The sequence below is a fragment of the Arthrobacter sp. 10L430 genome (assembly GCF_056395245.1).
Window position 1 is genome coordinate 1 of the sequence record NZ_JBFTJD010000012.1, and the last position, 17,413, is coordinate 17,413.

At 65.5% G+C, this 17,413-nt stretch carries 15 protein-coding genes and 1 pseudogene; 6 read left to right on the plus strand and 10 right to left on the minus strand.

Features of this window, described 5'->3' with window-relative positions; genetic code table 11:
* The 7 genes and pseudogenes from AC1DDG_RS12260 to AC1DDG_RS12290 form a co-directional block, all read right to left on the minus strand.
* A pseudogene (locus AC1DDG_RS12260) lies at positions 1–210 on the minus strand (bifunctional D-altronate/D-mannonate dehydratase); the annotation flags it as partial.
* Between the two features lie 74 nt (positions 211–284).
* Entirely contained in the window at positions 285–1,259 is a 975-nt protein-coding gene (locus tag AC1DDG_RS12265; RefSeq protein WP_476876280.1) for a sugar kinase, read from the minus strand.
* A complete protein-coding gene (locus AC1DDG_RS12270) occupies positions 1,256–1,957 on the minus strand; it encodes a bifunctional 4-hydroxy-2-oxoglutarate aldolase/2-dehydro-3-deoxy-phosphogluconate aldolase (RefSeq protein ID WP_476876281.1) in 702 nt (233 codons plus the stop codon). The genes AC1DDG_RS12265 and AC1DDG_RS12270 overlap by 4 nt, the downstream gene beginning before the upstream one ends.
* Positions 1,958–1,979: 22 nt before the next feature.
* The gene (gene dgoD / locus AC1DDG_RS12275) at positions 1,980–3,128 is read right to left on the minus strand and encodes a galactonate dehydratase (RefSeq protein ID WP_476876282.1); all 1,149 of its coding nucleotides are present in this window, start codon (positions 3,126–3,128) and stop codon (positions 1,980–1,982) included.
* A 9-nt stretch (positions 3,129–3,137) separates the two neighbouring features.
* On the minus strand, positions 3,138–4,019 hold the full coding sequence (locus tag AC1DDG_RS12280) for a carbohydrate ABC transporter permease (RefSeq protein WP_476876283.1): 882 nt from the start codon (positions 4,017–4,019) through the stop codon (positions 3,138–3,140).
* A complete protein-coding gene (locus AC1DDG_RS12285; RefSeq protein WP_476876284.1) occupies positions 4,016–4,954 on the minus strand; it encodes a carbohydrate ABC transporter permease in 939 nt (312 codons plus the stop codon). The genes AC1DDG_RS12280 and AC1DDG_RS12285 overlap by 4 nt, the downstream gene beginning before the upstream one ends.
* 90 nt (positions 4,955–5,044) lie before the next feature.
* Positions 5,045–6,325 carry an ABC transporter substrate-binding protein gene (locus tag AC1DDG_RS12290; protein WP_476876285.1) on the minus strand — a complete coding sequence of 427 codons (1,281 nt, stop codon included), beginning with the start codon at positions 6,323–6,325 and terminating at the stop codon, positions 5,045–5,047.
* 133 nt (positions 6,326–6,458) lie between these two features.
* Between AC1DDG_RS12290 and AC1DDG_RS12295 the strand changes: the two genes are divergently transcribed.
* Entirely contained in the window at positions 6,459–7,289 is an 831-nt protein-coding gene (locus AC1DDG_RS12295) for a FadR/GntR family transcriptional regulator (RefSeq protein ID WP_476876286.1), read from the plus strand.
* Between the two features lie 60 nt (positions 7,290–7,349).
* On the opposite strand, the gene AC1DDG_RS12300 is transcribed toward AC1DDG_RS12295, so the two are convergent.
* On the minus strand, positions 7,350–8,870 hold the full coding sequence (locus AC1DDG_RS12300) for a xylulokinase (RefSeq protein WP_476876287.1): 1,521 nt from the start codon (positions 8,868–8,870) through the stop codon (positions 7,350–7,352).
* A gap of 4 nt (positions 8,871–8,874) precedes the next feature.
* Positions 8,875–10,065, minus strand: a complete 1,191-nt coding sequence (gene xylA, locus AC1DDG_RS12305) for a xylose isomerase (RefSeq protein ID WP_476876288.1) — start codon at positions 10,063–10,065, stop codon at positions 8,875–8,877.
* A 245-nt stretch (positions 10,066–10,310) separates the two neighbouring features.
* Between xylA and AC1DDG_RS12310 the strand changes: the two genes are divergently transcribed.
* Positions 10,311–11,579 (plus strand): FAD-binding protein, encoded by a 1,269-nt coding sequence (locus tag AC1DDG_RS12310; RefSeq protein WP_476876289.1) that lies wholly within the window; start codon positions 10,311–10,313, stop codon positions 11,577–11,579.
* A gap of 10 nt (positions 11,580–11,589) precedes the next feature.
* Complete coding sequence (locus AC1DDG_RS12315) at positions 11,590–12,891, plus strand: ROK family protein (RefSeq protein ID WP_476876290.1); 1,302 nt, start codon at positions 11,590–11,592, stop codon at positions 12,889–12,891.
* A gap of 45 nt (positions 12,892–12,936) precedes the next feature.
* Here the strand turns inward: AC1DDG_RS12315 and AC1DDG_RS12320 are convergent, their stop codons facing one another.
* A complete protein-coding gene (locus tag AC1DDG_RS12320; protein ID WP_476876291.1) occupies positions 12,937–13,974 on the minus strand; it encodes a LacI family DNA-binding transcriptional regulator in 1,038 nt (345 codons plus the stop codon).
* A 303-nt stretch (positions 13,975–14,277) separates the two neighbouring features.
* Between AC1DDG_RS12320 and AC1DDG_RS12325 the strand changes: the two genes are divergently transcribed.
* The 3 genes from AC1DDG_RS12325 to AC1DDG_RS12335 are packed head-to-tail and all read left to right on the plus strand — an operon-like array spanning position 14,278 to position 17,409.
* The gene (locus tag AC1DDG_RS12325) at positions 14,278–15,597 is read left to right on the plus strand and encodes an extracellular solute-binding protein (RefSeq protein ID WP_476876292.1); all 1,320 of its coding nucleotides are present in this window, start codon (positions 14,278–14,280) and stop codon (positions 15,595–15,597) included.
* Between the two features lie 4 nt (positions 15,598–15,601).
* Positions 15,602–16,504, plus strand: coding sequence for a carbohydrate ABC transporter permease (locus AC1DDG_RS12330; protein ID WP_230121373.1), 903 nt, complete (start codon positions 15,602–15,604; stop codon positions 16,502–16,504).
* Positions 16,504–17,409 (plus strand): carbohydrate ABC transporter permease, encoded by a 906-nt coding sequence (locus AC1DDG_RS12335; protein ID WP_476876293.1) that lies wholly within the window; start codon positions 16,504–16,506, stop codon positions 17,407–17,409. The genes AC1DDG_RS12330 and AC1DDG_RS12335 overlap by 1 nt, the downstream gene beginning before the upstream one ends.
* Positions 17,410–17,413 lie beyond the last annotated feature (4 nt).

Consider the following 17,413-nt stretch of genomic DNA (forward strand, 5'->3'; position numbering starts at 1 on the left):
CAGGAACTGCCAGGTGTCCTCGATCCGGTGCGGATCCTTGCCGATCAGCAGCTGCGCAACATGTTCCTTCAGGTACGCGGCCACGGCCAGTTCGCGGCCGTTCAGGGTGGCATCACCGATGCCGGTCACACCGTCCTCGGTGGTGATCCGCAGGGTCACGAAGTTACGGGAGGGGCTTGTCACGAAGACTTCCGCGGCAATGATTTTCACAACAGGTCCTGGCTTTCTTTTAGGTCTAACAATGAACGTTTCCGGCCCTTCGGCCGGGACGGGGCGCCGTCCGCCTAGCGCTGGGTGGTGCCGGCAACGTGGCCGCCGAGCAGCGCGAGTTCGCCGGTGCGCGGCAGGCCTTCCCAGTCCCCCGCGGTGCTCACCGCGAAGGCACCGGCCAGGGCGCCGCGCCGAAGGCGGCCGGGAACGTCCTCGCCGTCGAGCAGTGCCGAGAGGTAACCGGCGGTGAAGGCGTCCCCGGCGCCAACCGTGTCGATGCTCGTCACCGGCACAGCCGGGACCTCCCAGTGCCCGGCACGAGTGTGTGCTCCGGCGCCGGCTGCCCCGCGCTTGACCACCACGTCCTGCACGCCAAGCCCCAGGAGGTGCTTGGCCATCAGGGCCTCGGCCTCTGCGGAGTCTGAGGGCACGCCGGAGTCGGCGGCGACCAGGTCGAGTTCGTCGTCGGAGGCAATGACAATGCTGGCGTGCCGGACGAGCGGGGATAGGACGGCCCGCGCTTCGTCGCGCGACCAGAGCTTGCTGCGGTAGTTGACGTCCAAGGAAACCAGGACGCCGGCGCCCGTTGCCCGGCGCGCCGCGTATTCCACGGCGTCCCGCGCTTCCGCGCTCAGTGCCGCGGTAATGCCGGTCAGGTGAAGGATGCGGGCCCCGCCTTGGAGCGCAGCGTCGACGTCCTCCCTACAAAGAGTGGAACCGGCTGATCCGGCGCGGTAGTAGAAGGCGCGGCTGACATCGGCAGTCCGCTGCTCCAGGAACATCACGCCTGTGCTGCGGACGGAATCTTCCCGGTGGTGGAGCTCGATGCCCTCGGAACGCAGTTGGCGCTGGATGAACTGGCCATGCGGATCGGCACCCACCACGCCGGCCCAGCGCACTCTGTGCCCCAGCCTGGCCACACCGACGGCCACGTTCGATTCGGCCCCTGCCACATGCATGGACAGGCTGCCGCCAGCGGACAGCGGACCGCCCGAGCGCAGCGACACCATGGACTCACCCAGTGTCAGGAGGTCGACGTCGGCCCTCACTGGAGGCTCCCGGCCGTCCGGCCGCCGAACTCGGCGGACAGGCGGACGAAGCTGCGGGCGCGACCCCGGAGCGGAGCCAGATCGCCGCCGGAGCCGGCGTCGCCGAAAAGCGGACCGCCCAGCCCCACGGCGATGGCGCCGGCCTCCCAGTAGCCGGCCGCTTCCTCGAGCCCCACGCCGCCCACAGCGATGAAGGGGATCTCCGGGAAGGGGTCGCGCAATGCTTTGAGATAACGGGGCCCCCCGATGGATGCCGGGAAGAGCTTGACTGCGGTGGCGCCGCGGTTCATCGCTTCGTAGGCCTCGCTGGGGGTCAGCGCCCCGGCCAGGACGGGAATGCCGCGCCGTGAAGATTCGCCGATCGACTCCGCCAGCGCCGGCGTCACCGTGAACTGGGCTCCGGCGTCGGCGATGTCGTCAACGTCCTGCACCGTCAGCACGGTCCCCGCCCCGACGAAACAGCCTTCGGGTGCCGACGAGCGAACGTCGCGGATCGCCGCCAGCGCGTCCGGCGTGGTCAGTGCTATCTCGACGAAACGGAATCCCTCCTCCATCGCGGCGAGGGCGGCTTTCGCGGCAGCCGGACCGTCGGTCCCGCGCACGATCGCGACCAGCCGGGTTTCCCTGATTCCGGCCAAGAGAATCTCGGGCGTCAAGGTGCTTTCCATTGCGGGGCTCTCCACTTCCTGCTTGGTCATGCTGGCCTTCACCACTCTGCGCTCACCACTCGGCGAACGAGCCGTCGGGGTGACGCCACACGGGGCCGCGCCACGCGTGCCCCTGCTTGTCTGCCGCCCGGACCACCGCTTCGTCGATTTCGATGCCGAGGCCGGGCCCGGTTAGCCGCTCGATGTGCCCGTCCACGAACTTGAGGGGCGTCTTGTCCACGACGTAGTCGAGGACTTCGGCGCCCTGGTTGTAGTGGATGCCGATGCTCTGTTCCTGGATCAGGAAGTTGGGCGTCGCGAAGCCAACCTGCAGGCACGCGGCCAGGGCCAGCGGGCCGAGCGGGCAGTGCGGTGCGAGCTGCACCTCGTAGATTTCGGCCAGTGAGGCGATCTTGCGGACTTCGGTGATGCCGCCGGCATGCGAGAGGTCGGGCTGCGCCACGGCGATGCCGGCCTGCAGGGCGGGGAGGAATTCCTGCCTGCTGTACAGCCGCTCCCCGGTGGACACCGGCGCGGTGGTGGATGAGGTGAATTCACGCAGCAGATGGGTGTTCTCGGGTACCACCGGTTCCTCGAGGAAGAACGGCCGGTACGGCTCAAGGAGCGGCGCCACCCGCCGGGCGTTGGCGAGGCTGAAGCGGCCATGGAAGTCGACGGCCACGTCACGGTGGTCCCCCAAAACCTCCCGGGCGGCGGCCACCCTGCGGACCACGCCGTCGAGCTCCGCCACCGACGCGACAGGGCTCATCCGGCCGCTGGCGTTCATCTTGACCGCCGTGAGTCCGACTTCCAGCTGGGCGCTGATCTGGTCGGCCACCTCGTTGGGCTCGTCGCCGCCCACCCAGCCGTACATCCGGATGCGGTCGCGGACCGGTCCGCCCAGCAGCTGGTGGACCGGGGCGCCGAAGTGTTTGCCGGCGATGTCCCACAGGGCCTGGTCCAGCCCGGACACGGCGCTGGCAAGGATGGGGCCGCCGCGGTAGAAAGAACCTTTGGTCATGACCTGCCAGTGGTCCTCTATCCGCAGGGCGTCCTGGCCGATCAGCAGCTCGGAGAGCTGGTCGACGGCGGTCCGGACGGTTTCGCTGCGGCCCTCGCAGCTTGCCTCTCCCCAGCCGACAATCCCGCTGTCCGTCTCGATGCGGACGAACAGCCAGCGCGGCGGAACCAGGAAGGTTTCTATTCTGCTGATTCGCGTCATGGCGTACCCCTAGCCCTTGGTGGCGCCGGCGGTCATGCCGGACACGATGTATTTCTGCGTGAAGAGCGCAATGATCATGATCGGGATGGTCACCACGGTGGCCGCGGCCATCAGTCCGCCCCAGTCGATGCTGGCGTAGGAGACGAAGTCGAAGATGGCAACGGGCAGCGTCTTGGTCTTCGACCCGGACAGCACCAGGGCGAACATGAAGTTGTTCCACGAGAAGATGAAGGACAGGATCCCGGCGGTGGCCATGCCGGCCACCGAAAGGGGCAGCGTGATGCGGCGGAACGCGCCGATCGGCGTGAGCCCGTCCACCTGGGCCGACTCCTCAAGCTCCAGCGGCAGGGAGTCGAAGTAGCTCATCATGATGTACACGATCAGCGGCAGGGCAACGAACATGTGGCTGAGGATCATCACCTCGAAGCCGCCCACCATCTTCAGGTTGGAGAAGACGTAGTACCAGGGCACCAGCAGGGAGACGCCCGGGATGACGCGGGCCATCAGGACCACCAGCGCCGAGCGGTGCATGGTGAAGCGGCTCATGGCGTAGGCAGCCGGGACGCCCAGGACCAGCGACAGGGCCGTCGAAACGAAGGCCACCCAGAAGCTGTTGAAGATAAAGACGAAGTAGTTGTTGCGCTGCAGCACGTTGGCGTAGTTCTCGCCGGTGGGCGTGAACAGGAAGGACTTGCCGGCGTCGTAGATGTCCACGTTGGTCTTGAAGGATGCCAGCAGCATCCAGAACAGCGGCGCGATCAGGAACAGCACCACCGCGATCAAAGCAACCACGCGGAAGGTCTTGTAGGCGCGGCTGCGCAGCGGCTTCTTGCGGCGCGCCACCTGTGGCCGGCGCCGTGCCGGTGCCTGGGGTTCAGTCAGGAGGGTCATTTGCTTACCGCTTTCTTGCGCATGGTCAGCAGCCACATGGAGCCAATGATGATCATGAAGAACAGGATCAGTACGGCCGAGGAGAGCCCGTACTGGTTGTAGTCGAAGCTCAGCCCGTAGGCGTAGACGTTGAGAGTCTCCACCTCATGGAAGGAACCGCCGCCCTTGCCCTTGGTGGCGTAGAGGATGTCGAACGTCTTCAGGGCATCAATCCCGCGAAGCAGGATGGCCACGATGACCGTGGGCATCATCAGCGGCAGGGTGACGTAGAAGAAGCGCTGGACCGCGCTGGCACCGTCCATCCGTGCGGCTTCATCCGGCTCATCGGAGAGGGAGGTCAGGCCGGCCAGGAGGATGAGGACCACCATGGGGGTCCACTGCCAGACGTCCATGAAGATGGTGGTGGGCAGGGCGGAATCCTGTCCGGAGAGCCACGGCTGCGGCGGAATGCCCACGAGGCCCAGTAGCTGGTTTGCGAAGCCGATGTTCGGATCGAAGATCAGGCGCCACATCATGCCCACTGCCACGGGAGTGGCCACGAGCGGCAGCAGGATGGCCACCCGGACCCACTTTTCGCCGCGGAACGGACGCCACAGGAGCAGGGCGATGCCCATGCCGAGAATGATTTCGCAGGCGAGCGCCACGAGGGTGAAGGACAGCGTGCGGCCCACGGCCGGCCAGAAACGCTCGGTATCGGTAAGGACCGTGAGGTAGTTCTCGAGGCCCACGAAGTCCGACGCCGCACGCACCGACCCCTGGGAGTCGGTCAGGCTCAGGTACAGGGTCCAGGCGAGCGGAAAGATGATGAGGACGCCCACGAAGATCATGGCGGGCGCCGCGAACAGCCACTTCCGGTGGCGGTTGGCCCAGGCGGAGAAATTCTCCTGGGCGCTAGCCGTTCGTCCGGAGGTCCGGGCAGGGGTCAGTACAGACATGGTTCACCTAAAAAGTTGGGGGTGAAAATCTTCAGCGGACGACGGCGGGACAACAGCCTGGCGGGTGCCCCGCCGTCGCGCTTTAGTTACTTACTTTTCGTCGTCCAGGAACTTCTGGAACGCGGTGTTGGCCGTGTCAGCTGCTGCTGAAGCGTCGGCACCGGTGATGGAGGCGACGATCGGGCCGCCGACGATTTCGCGGGCCTTGCCCACAGTGAGGACCTGCGGGCGGTCGTGGCCCACGCCGTTTTCAGCGCTCACCGCGATGGCGGCGGCGAGGTCCTTCGGGTAGGTGGAGGTTCCGGCGGGATCGGACCAGACCGAGGCGCGCGGCCCGGGGACGCCGGCCTTCTGTGCCTCAAGGGTACGTTCCTTGCTGGTGGCCCACTTGATGAACTTCCAGGCGTTGTCCTGATTGGCCGAGGCCTGGTTGATGCCCAGACCCCAGGACGGGATGTTGTACGGCTTGGAGCCGGCGGGACCGGCGGGCAGCGGCGCGAAGCCAACGGTGTCGGCCACCTTGGACTTGGCGGGGTCCGTGGCGTTCTTGTAGAGGGAATCCGCCTCGGTGTAGAACGCGGCCTTGCCCTGGGTGAAGATGGCCATTGCCTCGGGCCAGCTCATGTCCGTGCTGACGTTCTTAGGGCCGTAGTTCTTGATCAGGCCGCCGTAGAAGGCGTACGCCTTCTTGGCTTCCTCGCTCCCGACGGCGGACTTGCCGCTTTCATCGGTGAAGTCGCCGCCGAAGCTGTACAGGAAGCTGGAGAACTGGGTGACGGCTGCCGACTTGCCGGTGCGGGCAACGAACCCTGCGGTGTCCGCGGAAGAAAGCTTCTTTGCGGCCGCCTCGAGCTCCTCCATGGTCTTGGGAACTTCGATGCCGGCGGCCTTCAGCAGGTCCTTGCGGTAGTAGAGCACCTCCCGTTCGGTGATGATGGGAACGCCCGTCACCTTGTCCTCATAGGTGGTGGCCTTGACGGGACCGTCCTGGTAGTCCTTCCAGTTCCACCCGGCGTCCTCTGCCACCTTGCTGGTCAGGTCCGCGAGGTAGCCGTTGCGGGCAAACGCCTTGCCCTCCTGCAGCGGGCGGTACATCATGACATCGATTTCGTCGCTGCCCGCGTTGAGCTTGACGTTGTACTGGTCCGAGAGCTGGTCTTCGCCGAGCTGGGTGAGCTCCACCTTCAGCCCGGTGGACTTTTCGAACTCCGGAATTGCTGCCTTGATCCCTTCGGTCCACACATGGTTGGCGAGGGTGACCCGTACCGTGTCCGAGCCCTTCGACTCGCCGCTTCCGCCTCCGCAGGCAGTCAACCCCAGCGAAAGGGCCGCGGCGACGGCCGCATACTTCACTACTGAACGTCGCTTCATTACGACTCCTAAGATCTTGGCCGGAGCTGCTCCGGCCGCCCGCATACGCATCTTTGCATCTGCTCCGGAAGCGATCATAGGGAAATAAAGCAGACTTAAACAACCCCTTGTGGCTCACCCGTATGATTTATTTATGAAATCTCCAAAGGCGGAGCCCTCCCAAGCCTTGCCGGTGTCGCTTCTGGAACGGCTGGGCCTGGCTATTGCCGACGGCACGCTTGCGCCGCACGCCGTGCTACGGATCGACGAGCTGGAAGCCGAGCACAAGGTCTCCCGGTCAGTGGTCCGGGAAGCGACGAAGGTGCTCTGTTCGATGGGCATGCTCGAATCGCGGCGGCGCCTGGGAACGGTAGTCCAGGCCGTGGAGTGCTGGAATCTCTATGACCCGCAGGTAATCCGATGGCGGCTCGCCTCCTCCGCACGCCTGGACCAGCTCCGCGCACTTAACGAACTTCGCGGGGCGATTGAGCCGCAGGCGGCCCGGCTCGCCGCTGGCCGGATTTCGCTTGAGGACGGAAGTGAGCTCGTGTCCATTGCGGCCCGCCTATGGGCGGCGGGGCAGGGCGACAACCAGGAACAGTTCCTGCTCTTGGACATCGATTTTCATGCTGCTGTGCTCAAGGCGTCCGGCAATGCGATGTTTTCCCAGCTGCACAACCTGGTGCGGGAAGTCCTGACCGGCCGCACCGAACACGGGCTGGTGCCCCACCTTCCGCACCACGAGGCGCTCCAGTTGCACGTTGACGTGGCGAGCGCCATCCAGCGCGGCGAGGCTGAGGCTGCCCACGCCGCGATGAGCAGGATCGTGGAGCAGTCGACCGAGGAAATGGGTGACATCTGGTCCCGGCACCATGGAGACGGCGGAATCCAGGAATGCGCCGCAGGGGAAGGCGCAGTCGGGGAAGGCGCAGTCGCGGCTGCCTCGGCCCACGCGGGGGCGAACGAAAAGACAGTTAACGCCTGACGGCGGCCCTGCGGCAGGTGTGATCCTGACACAGAGCCGCCGCCCAAGACAATCCCGAGGCTAGCGGCCGCCGCGCAATTCGAAACAGGCGCGCCGGTATTGCTGTCCGATGACCGGACGGAAGTCCGCCGCGGGGGTCGCCTCCAGTGCGGTCTTCCACCGCGGACGGTCCCCGGTCAAGGCCCACGCGGCCTGCGCGGCCGCGCCGCGTGCCACGTACTCGCCGGGCTCGGGAATGACAACGGGGAGATCGAAGACCTGGGCAGCTATCTTCTGGAGCGCAGGGTTCCGCACCGCGCCGCCGATCAGCAGGAGCCGCCGGGCCGGCACGCCCAGTTCCCGCAGCGCATCCATTCCCCCGGACAACCCACACAGCATGCCTTCGAACGCCGCCCGGGCGATGTTGCCGCGCGTTGTGGACGCAATGCTGAGGCCGTGCAGGCTCGCCTTCGCATCCGGAAGGTCGGGCGTGCGTTCACCCTCGAAATAGGGCACCAGGACCACTCCCCCGGCGCCAGGGTCCGCTTCCAGGGCCAGCCGGGCCAATCCGTCGAAATCGACGTCCAGCACGTCGGCGATGGAACCAAGAACGCGGGCCGCGTTCAGGGTCACGGCGATGGGAAGGTAGCCCCCGCCCGCGTCGGCGAACCCGGCCACGGTTCCGGTCACGTCCGTGCAGGGATCGGCCGCGACGGCAAACACCGTGCCGCTGGTCCCCACGGAAACCACCACATCGCCGGAGCTGATGCCCAGTCCCAGCGCGGCCCCTGCATTGTCGCCGGCTCCGACCCCGACGGCGATGCCACCGCTTGCGGATGCGGCACCCAAGGCGGCACCCGCCGCGCCGTTTCCAACCGTAGGGAGGCATGCCGGGTGAGCGTGCCCCGCCGAAGCGCCGGGGTCAAGGACCCGGGGCAAAACGACGGCGTCCTCCAGCCCCGCGGAGCCCCCGGCTTCACGGGCTGGACGGCTAAGGGCCAGATGAAAGAGCTCCAGGTCGTAGGCTCCGGTCTCCGGACTCCAGTAGCCGGTGCCGCTGGCATCGGAACGGTCTGTGGTCAGCTGCTCAAGGTCCGGACCCAGGGGGCTGGACCCTGGCGGGCCGAAGCCGCGCAGCCGCCACGTCAGCCAGTCATGGGGCAACGCGACGGCGGCCACCCGGGCCGCGATTTCCGGCTCATGGTCCCTGACCCACCTGACCTTGGTGGCAGTGAAGGACGCCACGGGCACCAGGCCGGTCCGTTTGGCGTAGTCCGCCGCGCCCACTTCTTCGATGAGGGCGGCGGCAGCCCCGGCAGACCTGGTGTCGTTCCACAGCAGTGCCGGGCGCAGAACACTGCCCTCCCGATCCAGCAGCACCATGCCGTGCTGCTGGCCCGCGATGGAGACGGCGCTGACGTCACCCAGCCCACCGGCGTCGTCAATTGCCTCAGACAACGCCCGCCACCAGTGGTCCGGGTGGACCTCGGTACCGTCCGGGTGGCCGGCACGGCCTTCGCGCACCGGGGCGCCGGTGTCGGCGTCCAGAATGAGGACCTTGCAGCTTTGGGTTGAGGAATCCACCCCGGCAACCAGCGTCATGGGATCAGCGTGCGCCGAGCAGGTGCTCGATGAAGAGCTGCTGGAGCGTCACGAAACCGAAGCCCTTGCCGCCGAAGTAGGCATCGGCGTCGAACTCCTCATAAGCGGACTTGTCGGCGAGCAGCTGCTGGTATCCCTCACCAGGGTTAAGGGTGGGCTCGTTGATCTCGGCGACGCGCGACGCCTGCAGAGCGGCCTGGACCTCGGGGTCTGCACGGAAGGCTTGGGCGCGCTCCTTCAGCAGCAGGTAGGTCTGCATGTTGGCGGCCGCCGAATCCCACACACCGTCGATGTCCTCGGTGCGGCTGGGCTTGTAGTCAAAGTGGCGCGGGCCGTCATAGGCCGGGCCGCCGTTGGGTCCCCCGTTTTCCAGCAGGTCCACGAGCGAGAACGCGTTCTGGAGGTCACCATGGCCGAACACCAGGTCCTGATCGAACTTGATGCTGCGCTGGCCGTTGAGGTCGATGTGGAACAGTTTGCCCTGGTACAGGGCCTGGGCGATGCCGTGTGTGAAGTTGAGCCCGGCCATCTGCTCGTGGCCTGTTTCGGGGTTGATGCCCACGAGTTCCGGACGCTCCAGCGTTTCGATGAAGGCGAGGGCGTGGCCGAGCGTTGGCAGCAGGATGTCGCCGCGGGGTTCGTTCGGCTTCGGCTCGATGGCGAAGCGGATGTTGTAGCCCTTGTCGGTGACGTAGTCGCCCAGCAGATTCACGGCCTCGCGGTAGCGCTCGAGCGCGCCGCGGATGTCCTTGGCGGCGTCGTACTCGCTGCCTTCACGGCCACCCCACATGACGAACGTCTCCGCGCCGAGTTCGGCGGCGAGGTCGATGTTCTCCAGTACCTTGCGGAGGGCGAAGCGGCGCACGCCGCGGTCGTTGCTGGTGAAGCCCCCGTCCTTGAAGACGGGATGGCTGAACAGGTTGGTGGTGATCATGGGAACCACCATGCCCGTCGCTTTGAGCGCACCGGTAAGCCGGTCAATCTCCCGCTGGCGGTCCGCTGCCGAGCAGCCAAAGGGAAACAGATCGTTGTCGTGGAAGGTGATGCCGTAGGCGCCGAGGTCACTGAGCCTGTTGACGGCCTCCACGGTGTCCAGCGGCGGGCGCGTGGCAGATCCAAACTGGTCCTGCGCCTCCCAGCCAACTGTCCAAAGGCCGAAGGAAAACTTGTCTTCACGGGTGGGCTGAATCGCCATTGAGAGCTCCGAAAGAAGTAGGGAGAAAGTTGCTGTCCGAACGGGGTCATCGATGCGACCCGAGAAATTGTTCTGTAGACAAACATATTCGTATTTCCAAGGATGTCAACCACTTTCGCGAGAATAGTCGCGCGGATCTGTACTGGTCCGCGTGCTGGAAACCTCTATTGTTTTGGCAGGCGGCTTGGTAAGTTGTGCTAGGCATCAAACAGACGTACGGCATCCCGATCAGAACGGTAATCGCAATGGAGCAACTCACCACGGAACGCAACTGGGCCGGAAACTACAGCTACAAGGCGCCGGCGACAGTCTTTCCGCACAGCGTGCAGGAGCTCCGCGCGGCGGTGGCCGACGCAGGAAAAATCCGCGCGCTCGGCTCCAGGCATTCCTTCAACGACATCGCCGACACGCCGGGCATTCTGGCGTCGCTGGAGGGCCTTGACCCCGCAATCAGCATTAACGAGCAGGACATGACGGTGACGGTGAGCGGAGGCATCCGCTACGGAACCCTCGCCTCCGAACTCCACCGCCGCGGTTTCGCCCTGCACAATCTCGCCTCGCTTCCCCACATATCCGTGGCGGGCGCCGTCGCCACTGCCACCCACGGGTCCGGGGACCGGAACGGCAACCTGGCCACTGCTGTGGCCGGCCTCGAACTGGTCACCGCAGACGGCTCGCTGCTGACGGTGCACCGCGGTGATGCCGACTTTGCGGGCATGGTGGTGGGGCTGGGAGCCCTGGGCATTGTCACCAGGCTGACCCTGGACATCGAGCCAAGCTACGAGGTCAGCCAGAGCGTTTTCGAGAACCTTGACTGGAACCTGGTCCTGGAAAACTTCGACGACGTCACCTCCGTCGCGTACAGCGTGAGCCTGTTCACCGACTGGAGCGGGCCGACCATCGGCCAGGCCTGGCTGAAGCGCCGGACAGTCGATGCCGGACAGCCGGGCGTGGAGTCCGGATTCTTCGGCGGGAAGGCTGCTGCCGTGGCAAGGCATCCGTTGCCGGGCGTACCCGGCACCAGCTGCACCCAGCAGTTGGGCGTCGCCGGCCCCTGGTCTGACCTGCTGGCCCATTTCCGGATGGAATTCAACCCGAGCAAGGGCGAGGAGCTGCAGAGCGAGTACCTCATTCCCCGCGAGCACGCGGCGGATGCCCTCCGCACCATGCGCCGGCTCTCAGGTGTGGTGACACCGCTGCTGCTCGTCGGTGAAATCCGCACCGTCGCCGCGGACAACCTTTGGCTGAGCCCAAACTACGGCCGTGACGGCATCGGGCTGCACTTCACGTGGCGGCAGGACCAGCCGGCTGTTGAGGCGGTCCTGCCGGTACTGGAAGCAGAACTGGCGCCCTTCGCGGCGCGGCCCCATTGGGGCAAGCTGTTCGACGGCGACGCCGCCGCCGTCGGGCCGCTGTACCCGCGCTTTGGTGACTTTAAGGCACTGGCCGAAAGGCTGGATCCCGCCGGAAAGTTCCGCAACAGCTTCCTCGACCGCAAGGTATTCGGAAGCTGATATTGTCACGATGATGCCCTCCCCAGCCCGCGGATCCGGACCGGCGCAGGCTGCGCCGCCTCCCCTCTCCTTCCCGCCACCCGAACCCGTAACTGCCCGAAGCGAGGCCGATCCGTCCCGGCGGAACAATCTGGCCCTCATCACCGCCATGCTGCACCACCACCGGGTCCTCAGCCGTGCTCAGATCACCAGGCGGACGGGACTCAACAGGTCCACAGTGGGAACCCTGATCGGACAGCTTGTTGCGCTCGGGCTGGCGTATGAGTCCGCACCGTCAGGTGAAGCGCAAGTGGGCAGGCCCAGCCCCGAAGTCCGCCCGAGCCCCTCCACTGCAGCACTGGCCGTCTACCCGGAAATCGATGCGGTAACCATCGGGCTGGTCAGCCTCGGGGGCCGGATCCAAAAAAAGATTCGCTTCCCCACGGAGCGGATACCTTCAGCCACGGAAGCCGTGAACATCGCGGCCGCCGTCATCGAGGGCATGCGTTCTGAACTGGACACGTCCTACCGGATCACCGGCGCAGGCATGGCCGTGCCCGGCCTGGTCAACCAAGCCGATGGAATCGTCAGGCACGCGCCGCACCTTGGCTGGCGGAACGAGCCGGTGGCCCGGATGCTGGCCGACGCGACGGGGTATGCCTGCCACGCCGCCAATGATGCCTCCCTCGCGGCCGAAGCCGAGCTCCTCTTTGGTGCCGGAGCCGGCCGGGAAAACCTCATCTACCTCAACGGCGGGGCCAGCGGCATCGGCGGCGGCGTGATCGCCGGCGGCACGCTGCTTCGAGGGGCCAGCGGCTACGCGGGCGAACTCGGCCACACGTTCGTCCGGACGGCGGGCAAATCCTGCCATTGCGGAGCCACCGGCTGCCTGGAAACGGAGGTCTCGCAATCCCGGCTCTTCGAACTGGCCGGGCTCGCCGGCGGGGACGCCGCAGAGCTGGAGCACGCGCTGCGGCATGCCGGCAGCCCCGAAGTAGCCAGGGAAGTGGAACGCCAGCTGGAGTATCTGGGCACGGCATTGCGGAACGCTGTCAACATCTTCAATCCGGAGGTCATCATTTTGGACGGATTTCTGGGGATCCTGCACAGCCTGTCGCCCGGGACGCTGGAAAATATGGTCCGGTCCGGGGCAATGGCTGGGCCGGCGGCAGAAGCCAGGATCTACCGGGCGGCACTGGGCGCTGACCTCATGATGATCGGGGCGGCAGAACTTGCCTTCGCCCAGTTCCTGGCGGATCCCGCCAGCGCGGGCCCATTGCCCGCGGCCCCGGTCTCGGCAGCTGCCCGCAGTGGCGCCCCGGCCTCGACGTGATCGCGTGGCGTCCGGTCCGGAGACCGTTCATCGACCTTTATAGAGTCAATGAGCTTCACCCGGCGCAGCGGTTGATTCACGCACAACAAGATGCGTGGCCAGCTCCACCCGCTGGGAATCGAGAGCTTCGCCGTGGAGCTGCCGCAGCACCGCGCGCAGTGCCGCACGGCCCATCTCCTGCAGGGGCTGCGCCACGGACGTGAGCGGCGGAATGGATTCCTCCGCCTGGTAGGTCCCGTCGAATCCCACAAGGCTCAGATCCTCCGGAATCCGCAAACCGTTCCGCCGGGCTTCGCCGAGGACGCCGAGTGCGATGCTGTCGCTCGCTGCGAAAATGGCAGTGGGCGGCTCGGCGAGGGACAGCAGTGCCTTCAGGCCCCGGGCTCCGTGATCCGAGCGGAAGCTTCCTGACAGGACGTACGAAGGATCCACCGTCACATCTTTTGCCATGAGGGCCGCCATGTAGCCGTGCAGCCTCGCCTGGTTGCACTCGGCAGCTTCCGGGCCGCCAAGGAAACCAATGCGCGAATGACCGAGCTGGAGCAGGTGTTCCGTCGCGGCCTTGCCGCCCGCCCAATTGGTGGCACCGACGCTCACAACATCAGCCGGTGGCGGGTTCAGGGGGTCAATCACCGCCACCGGGATCTTCCGGCGCCGAAAGGCATGAAGCTGCGCGGCGCTGAAGGCGGACGTCACCACGATCATTCCGCTGCGGCCGGCATCCACCATCCTCTGGGCGCGGCGTTCGGGGCTCAGCGCCGCACCCGTCACCTGGCTGGTTACGCTCAGGACTACTTCGACGTCCGTGGTCCCGGCATACTCCAGCACCCCGTTGAGGATTTCCACCGCATAAGCGGAGTTCAGTGCGTCGAAAACCACCTCGACGACGGTCTGCCCCGGGGCGGTCGTGCGCCGCTGCACAGGGGACTGATATCCCAGCGCCTCCAGCGCGGCAAGTACCCGGGCCCGAGTATCGGGCGAGACGTCCTCCCGGCCGTTGACAACCTTGGACACGGTGGGAGCTGACACGCCGGCACGCAAGGCAACGGCTGCAAGGGTCGGTTTCTCCGGCCGAACGGTCATAGACAAGGGATCCTCGAGTTCTTTCGAAATATTTCGCTGCCATCATCTTGCCTCGGATGGGCCTTGCCGGTCAATAACCGAACACGCATCCCGAGTTGTTTTGCCGGAAATCGCTTGACTGTGACTGCGCTCACGGCTAGATTTACCTCACCGGCCGCAATAGTTTCGAAATGTTTCGAAATCCTTACTCTGCGGCTGCGCCACCACACACGAATGGACCGCCCGCCTCGGAGTCGACGCCGGCGGCCCACTTCACACGTTACCGGGTACCAGCGTTGCGCCCGGAGGATGAACGGAAGCGAAATGAACATTCGAAAGTTGCGCTCGGCTGCATTGGCATTTTCCGCCGCTGGAGTGGCGCTGAGTCTGGCCGCCTGCGGCTCTGCCGGTCCTGCCGGTTCCAATGTCAGCAGCGACTCGGCAACCATGTGGGGTCTGACCGGCGGCAACCAGCCTGTCCTGCAAAAATCAGTGGAGTCCTGGAACCAGGCCAACGCTGACAAGTCCATCAAGCTCGACTTCTTCGCCAATGATGCCTACAAGACCAAGGTCCGGACGGCTGTGGGCGCTGGAGAAGGGCCCACCTTCATCTACGGCTGGGGCGGCGGAGTGCTGAAATCATACGTTGATGCCGGCCAGGTGGCCGACCTGTCTGACTTCGTTGCACAGAATCCTAACGTCAAGGACCGCTACCTCCCCTCGGTGCTGAAGAACGGCGTAGTGGACGGAAAGACTTACGCCCTTCCGAACAACAACGTCCAGCCCGTGGTCCTGTATTACAACAAGGAGGTTTTCGACAAGGTCGGCGCACAGGCACCCAAGACCTGGGATGAGCTCATGGCGCTCGTGCCGAAATTCAAGGAAGCCGGCATCGCTCCGTTCTCACTCGGCGGGCAGTCGAAGTGGCCGGACCTGATGTGGCTCGAGTACCTCGTAGAACGCATCGGCGGCCCGGAGGTCTTCGCGAACATCGCCGCCAACAAGCCCGGTGCCTGGTCTGACCCCGCCGTGGCCCAGGCCCTGACCAAGATCCAGGAGCTGGTGGACGCGGGTGGCTTCATCAACGGCTTCTCCTCCGTCGCCGCCGACAGCAACGCCGACCAGGCACTGCTCTACACCGGCAAGGCCGCCATGGTCCTGCAGGGCGGCTGGATCTACCAGGGCATGAAGAAGGACGCTGCCGACTTCGTCAAGGGCGGCAAGCTCGGTTACGCGACCTTCCCCACCGTTTCCGGTGGCAAGGGCGATCCCGCCAACGTCGTCGGCAACCCGTCCAACTTCTGGTCCATCTCGGCCAAGGCCACTGATGCCCAGAAGAAAGCCGCCCTGGACTACGTCAAGGACGGAATGTTCACCGATGGCGACACCCAGGCCCTGATCGACTCAGGAGCGGTGCCCGTGATCAACGGAATCGACAGCAAACTCGCTGCCTCTCCCGACAAGGACTTCCTGACCTTCGTCTACGGCATGGCCAAGAACGCGCCGAGCTTCACCCTCTCCTGGGACCAGGCCCTCAGCCCTGCCCAGGGCGACGCAATGCTGTCCAACCTGGACCAGATCTTCCTGAAGAAAATCAGCCCCGAGCAGTTCGTCGCCACAATGAACGCCACGATCGGTAAATAGCACCATGACTTCCCTCAGTTCTCCTGCCCGGAGGGTCCGCGACGCGGGCCCTTCGGGGTGGCTGGCGGCGCCGGCCCTCGTCTTCTTCCTGCTGTTCGCCGTGATTCCGCTCCTCGGTGTGGTGTTCCTCAGCTTCACGAGCTGGGACGGTCTCCGGGAGATCAAGCTGGACGGGCTGTCCAGCTGGGCCACCGTCCTCACGGATCCGGTGACCGGCAACGCCCTTCTCGTAACAGCAAAGATCATGTTCTTCTCATTCATTGTCCAGGCGCCCGTGAGCCTGCTGCTCGGCGTCTTCACCGCCGGCGGGCAGAAATACCGGGCGGCCCTGGCCGTCCTCTACTTCTTGCCATTGCTGCTCTCCTCGGCTGCCGTTGCGATTGCCTTCAAAGCGCTGCTCGACCCCAACTTTGGCCTGGGGCCCGGTTTCCATTTGCCCCTGCTGACCCAGGACTGGCTGGGCAATTCCGATCTGGTGCTGTTCGTGGTGGTCTTCGTGATCGCCTGGCAATTCGTCCCGTTCCACACCCTGATCTACCAGGGCGGCGTGCGCCAGATCCCGGCTTCACTCTACGAAGCGGCGGAGATTGACGGGGCAGGCCGGTTCCGGCAGTTCTGGAACATCACCCTGCCGCAGCTGAAGTACACCATGATCACGTCCTCCACGCTCATGGTGGTGGGCAGCCTGGCCTACTTCGACCTCATCTTTGTGCTCACCGGCGGCGGACCCGGCTACAGTACGCGGCTGCTGCCGCTGCACATGTACCTGACCGGATTCAAGGCCAATGACATGGGAGCCGCCAGTGCCCTCGGCGTCATCCTCATCGTCATAGGTCTTGGACTTGCCCTCCTCCTGCAGCGCCTCGGCGGCAAGAACCGCAACGCAAGCCAACTGGAAGGTGCCTGATGGCCTCCACGACTCAGCTCCCTGTCCCTCCGGCGACCGTCACCGGCCCGCCCGCCGCAACGCCGGCTTCCCGCACGAAGGGGCTGGGACGCCGGCGTCCAAACCTCCTGGGCGGCGCGGGCGGCTGGCTCTGGCTGGCGATTATCATCGTCCCGATCTACTACGTGGTGATTACCAGCCTCAAGAACCAGGCGGGATTCTTCACGTCCAATCCGATGCTCCCGGCGGCGGAGCCCACTCTGGACAATTACAAGCTGGTGCTGGACAACAACTTCGTCAAGTACTTCACCAACAGCGTCATTGTCACCCTTGGAACGGTGCTCCCCGCCCTGGTGGTGTCCTTCATGGCCGCCTACGCAATCGTCCGGGGCAAGAGCCGGTTCCTTAACTGGACGAACAACCTGTTCCTCCTGGGTCTCGCCATCCCGCTCCATGCCACCATCATCCCCATCTACTGGATGATCACTAGGGCGCACCTGTACGACACCCTGCTGGCGCTGATCCTGCCGTCCGTGGCTTTTGCCATTCCGGTCTCCGTCCTCATCCTGTCCAACTTCATGCGGGATGTGCCCAACGAGCTGTTCGAGTCCATGCGCCTGGACGGCTGCTCCGACTGGGCCATGCTGTGGCGGCTGGCACTTCCCATGACCAAGCCCGCCGTCATCACCGTCGGCATCTACAACGCCCTGCACGTCTGGAACGGCTTCCTCTTTCCGCTGATCCTGACGCAAAGCCCGTCCACGAGGGTGCTGCCACTCTCGCTGTGGGCCTTCCAGGGTGAGTTCAGCGTGAACATCCCCGCCATTCTCGCCTCAGTGGTCCTGGCGACCCTGCCCCTCCTGGTGATTTACGTCGTCGCCCGCCGGCAGCTGCTCAGCGGACTGACCGCCGGATTCAGCAAATAGCATG

Coding starts and splice junctions, on each gene's coding strand:
- AC1DDG_RS12270 (WP_476876281.1), bottom strand. CDS start 1,957: ATGACCAAGCAGGAAGTGGAGAGCCCCGCAATGGAAAGCACCTTGACG.
- AC1DDG_RS12290 (WP_476876285.1), bottom strand. CDS start 6,325: ATGAAGCGACGTTCAGTAGTGAAGTATGCGGCCGTCGCCGCGGCCCTT.
- AC1DDG_RS12285 (WP_476876284.1), bottom strand. CDS start 4,954: ATGTCTGTACTGACCCCTGCCCGGACCTCCGGACGAACGGCTAGCGCC.
- AC1DDG_RS12325 (WP_476876292.1), top strand. CDS start 14,278: ATGAACATTCGAAAGTTGCGCTCGGCTGCATTGGCATTTTCCGCCGCT.
- AC1DDG_RS12280 (WP_476876283.1), bottom strand. CDS start 4,019: ATGACCCTCCTGACTGAACCCCAGGCACCGGCACGGCGCCGGCCACAG.
- AC1DDG_RS12300 (WP_476876287.1), bottom strand. CDS start 8,870: ATGACGCTGGTTGCCGGGGTGGATTCCTCAACCCAAAGCTGCAAGGTC.
- AC1DDG_RS12320 (WP_476876291.1), bottom strand. CDS start 13,974: ATGACCGTTCGGCCGGAGAAACCGACCCTTGCAGCCGTTGCCTTGCGT.
- AC1DDG_RS12315 (WP_476876290.1), top strand. CDS start 11,590: ATGATGCCCTCCCCAGCCCGCGGATCCGGACCGGCGCAGGCTGCGCCG.
- dgoD (WP_476876282.1), bottom strand. CDS start 3,128: ATGACGCGAATCAGCAGAATAGAAACCTTCCTGGTTCCGCCGCGCTGG.
- AC1DDG_RS12295 (WP_476876286.1), top strand. CDS start 6,459: ATGAAATCTCCAAAGGCGGAGCCCTCCCAAGCCTTGCCGGTGTCGCTT.
- AC1DDG_RS12310 (WP_476876289.1), top strand. CDS start 10,311: ATGGAGCAACTCACCACGGAACGCAACTGGGCCGGAAACTACAGCTAC.
- AC1DDG_RS12335 (WP_476876293.1), top strand. CDS start 16,504: ATGGCCTCCACGACTCAGCTCCCTGTCCCTCCGGCGACCGTCACCGGC.
- AC1DDG_RS12330 (WP_230121373.1), top strand. CDS start 15,602: ATGACTTCCCTCAGTTCTCCTGCCCGGAGGGTCCGCGACGCGGGCCCT.
- xylA (WP_476876288.1), bottom strand. CDS start 10,065: ATGGCGATTCAGCCCACCCGTGAAGACAAGTTTTCCTTCGGCCTTTGG.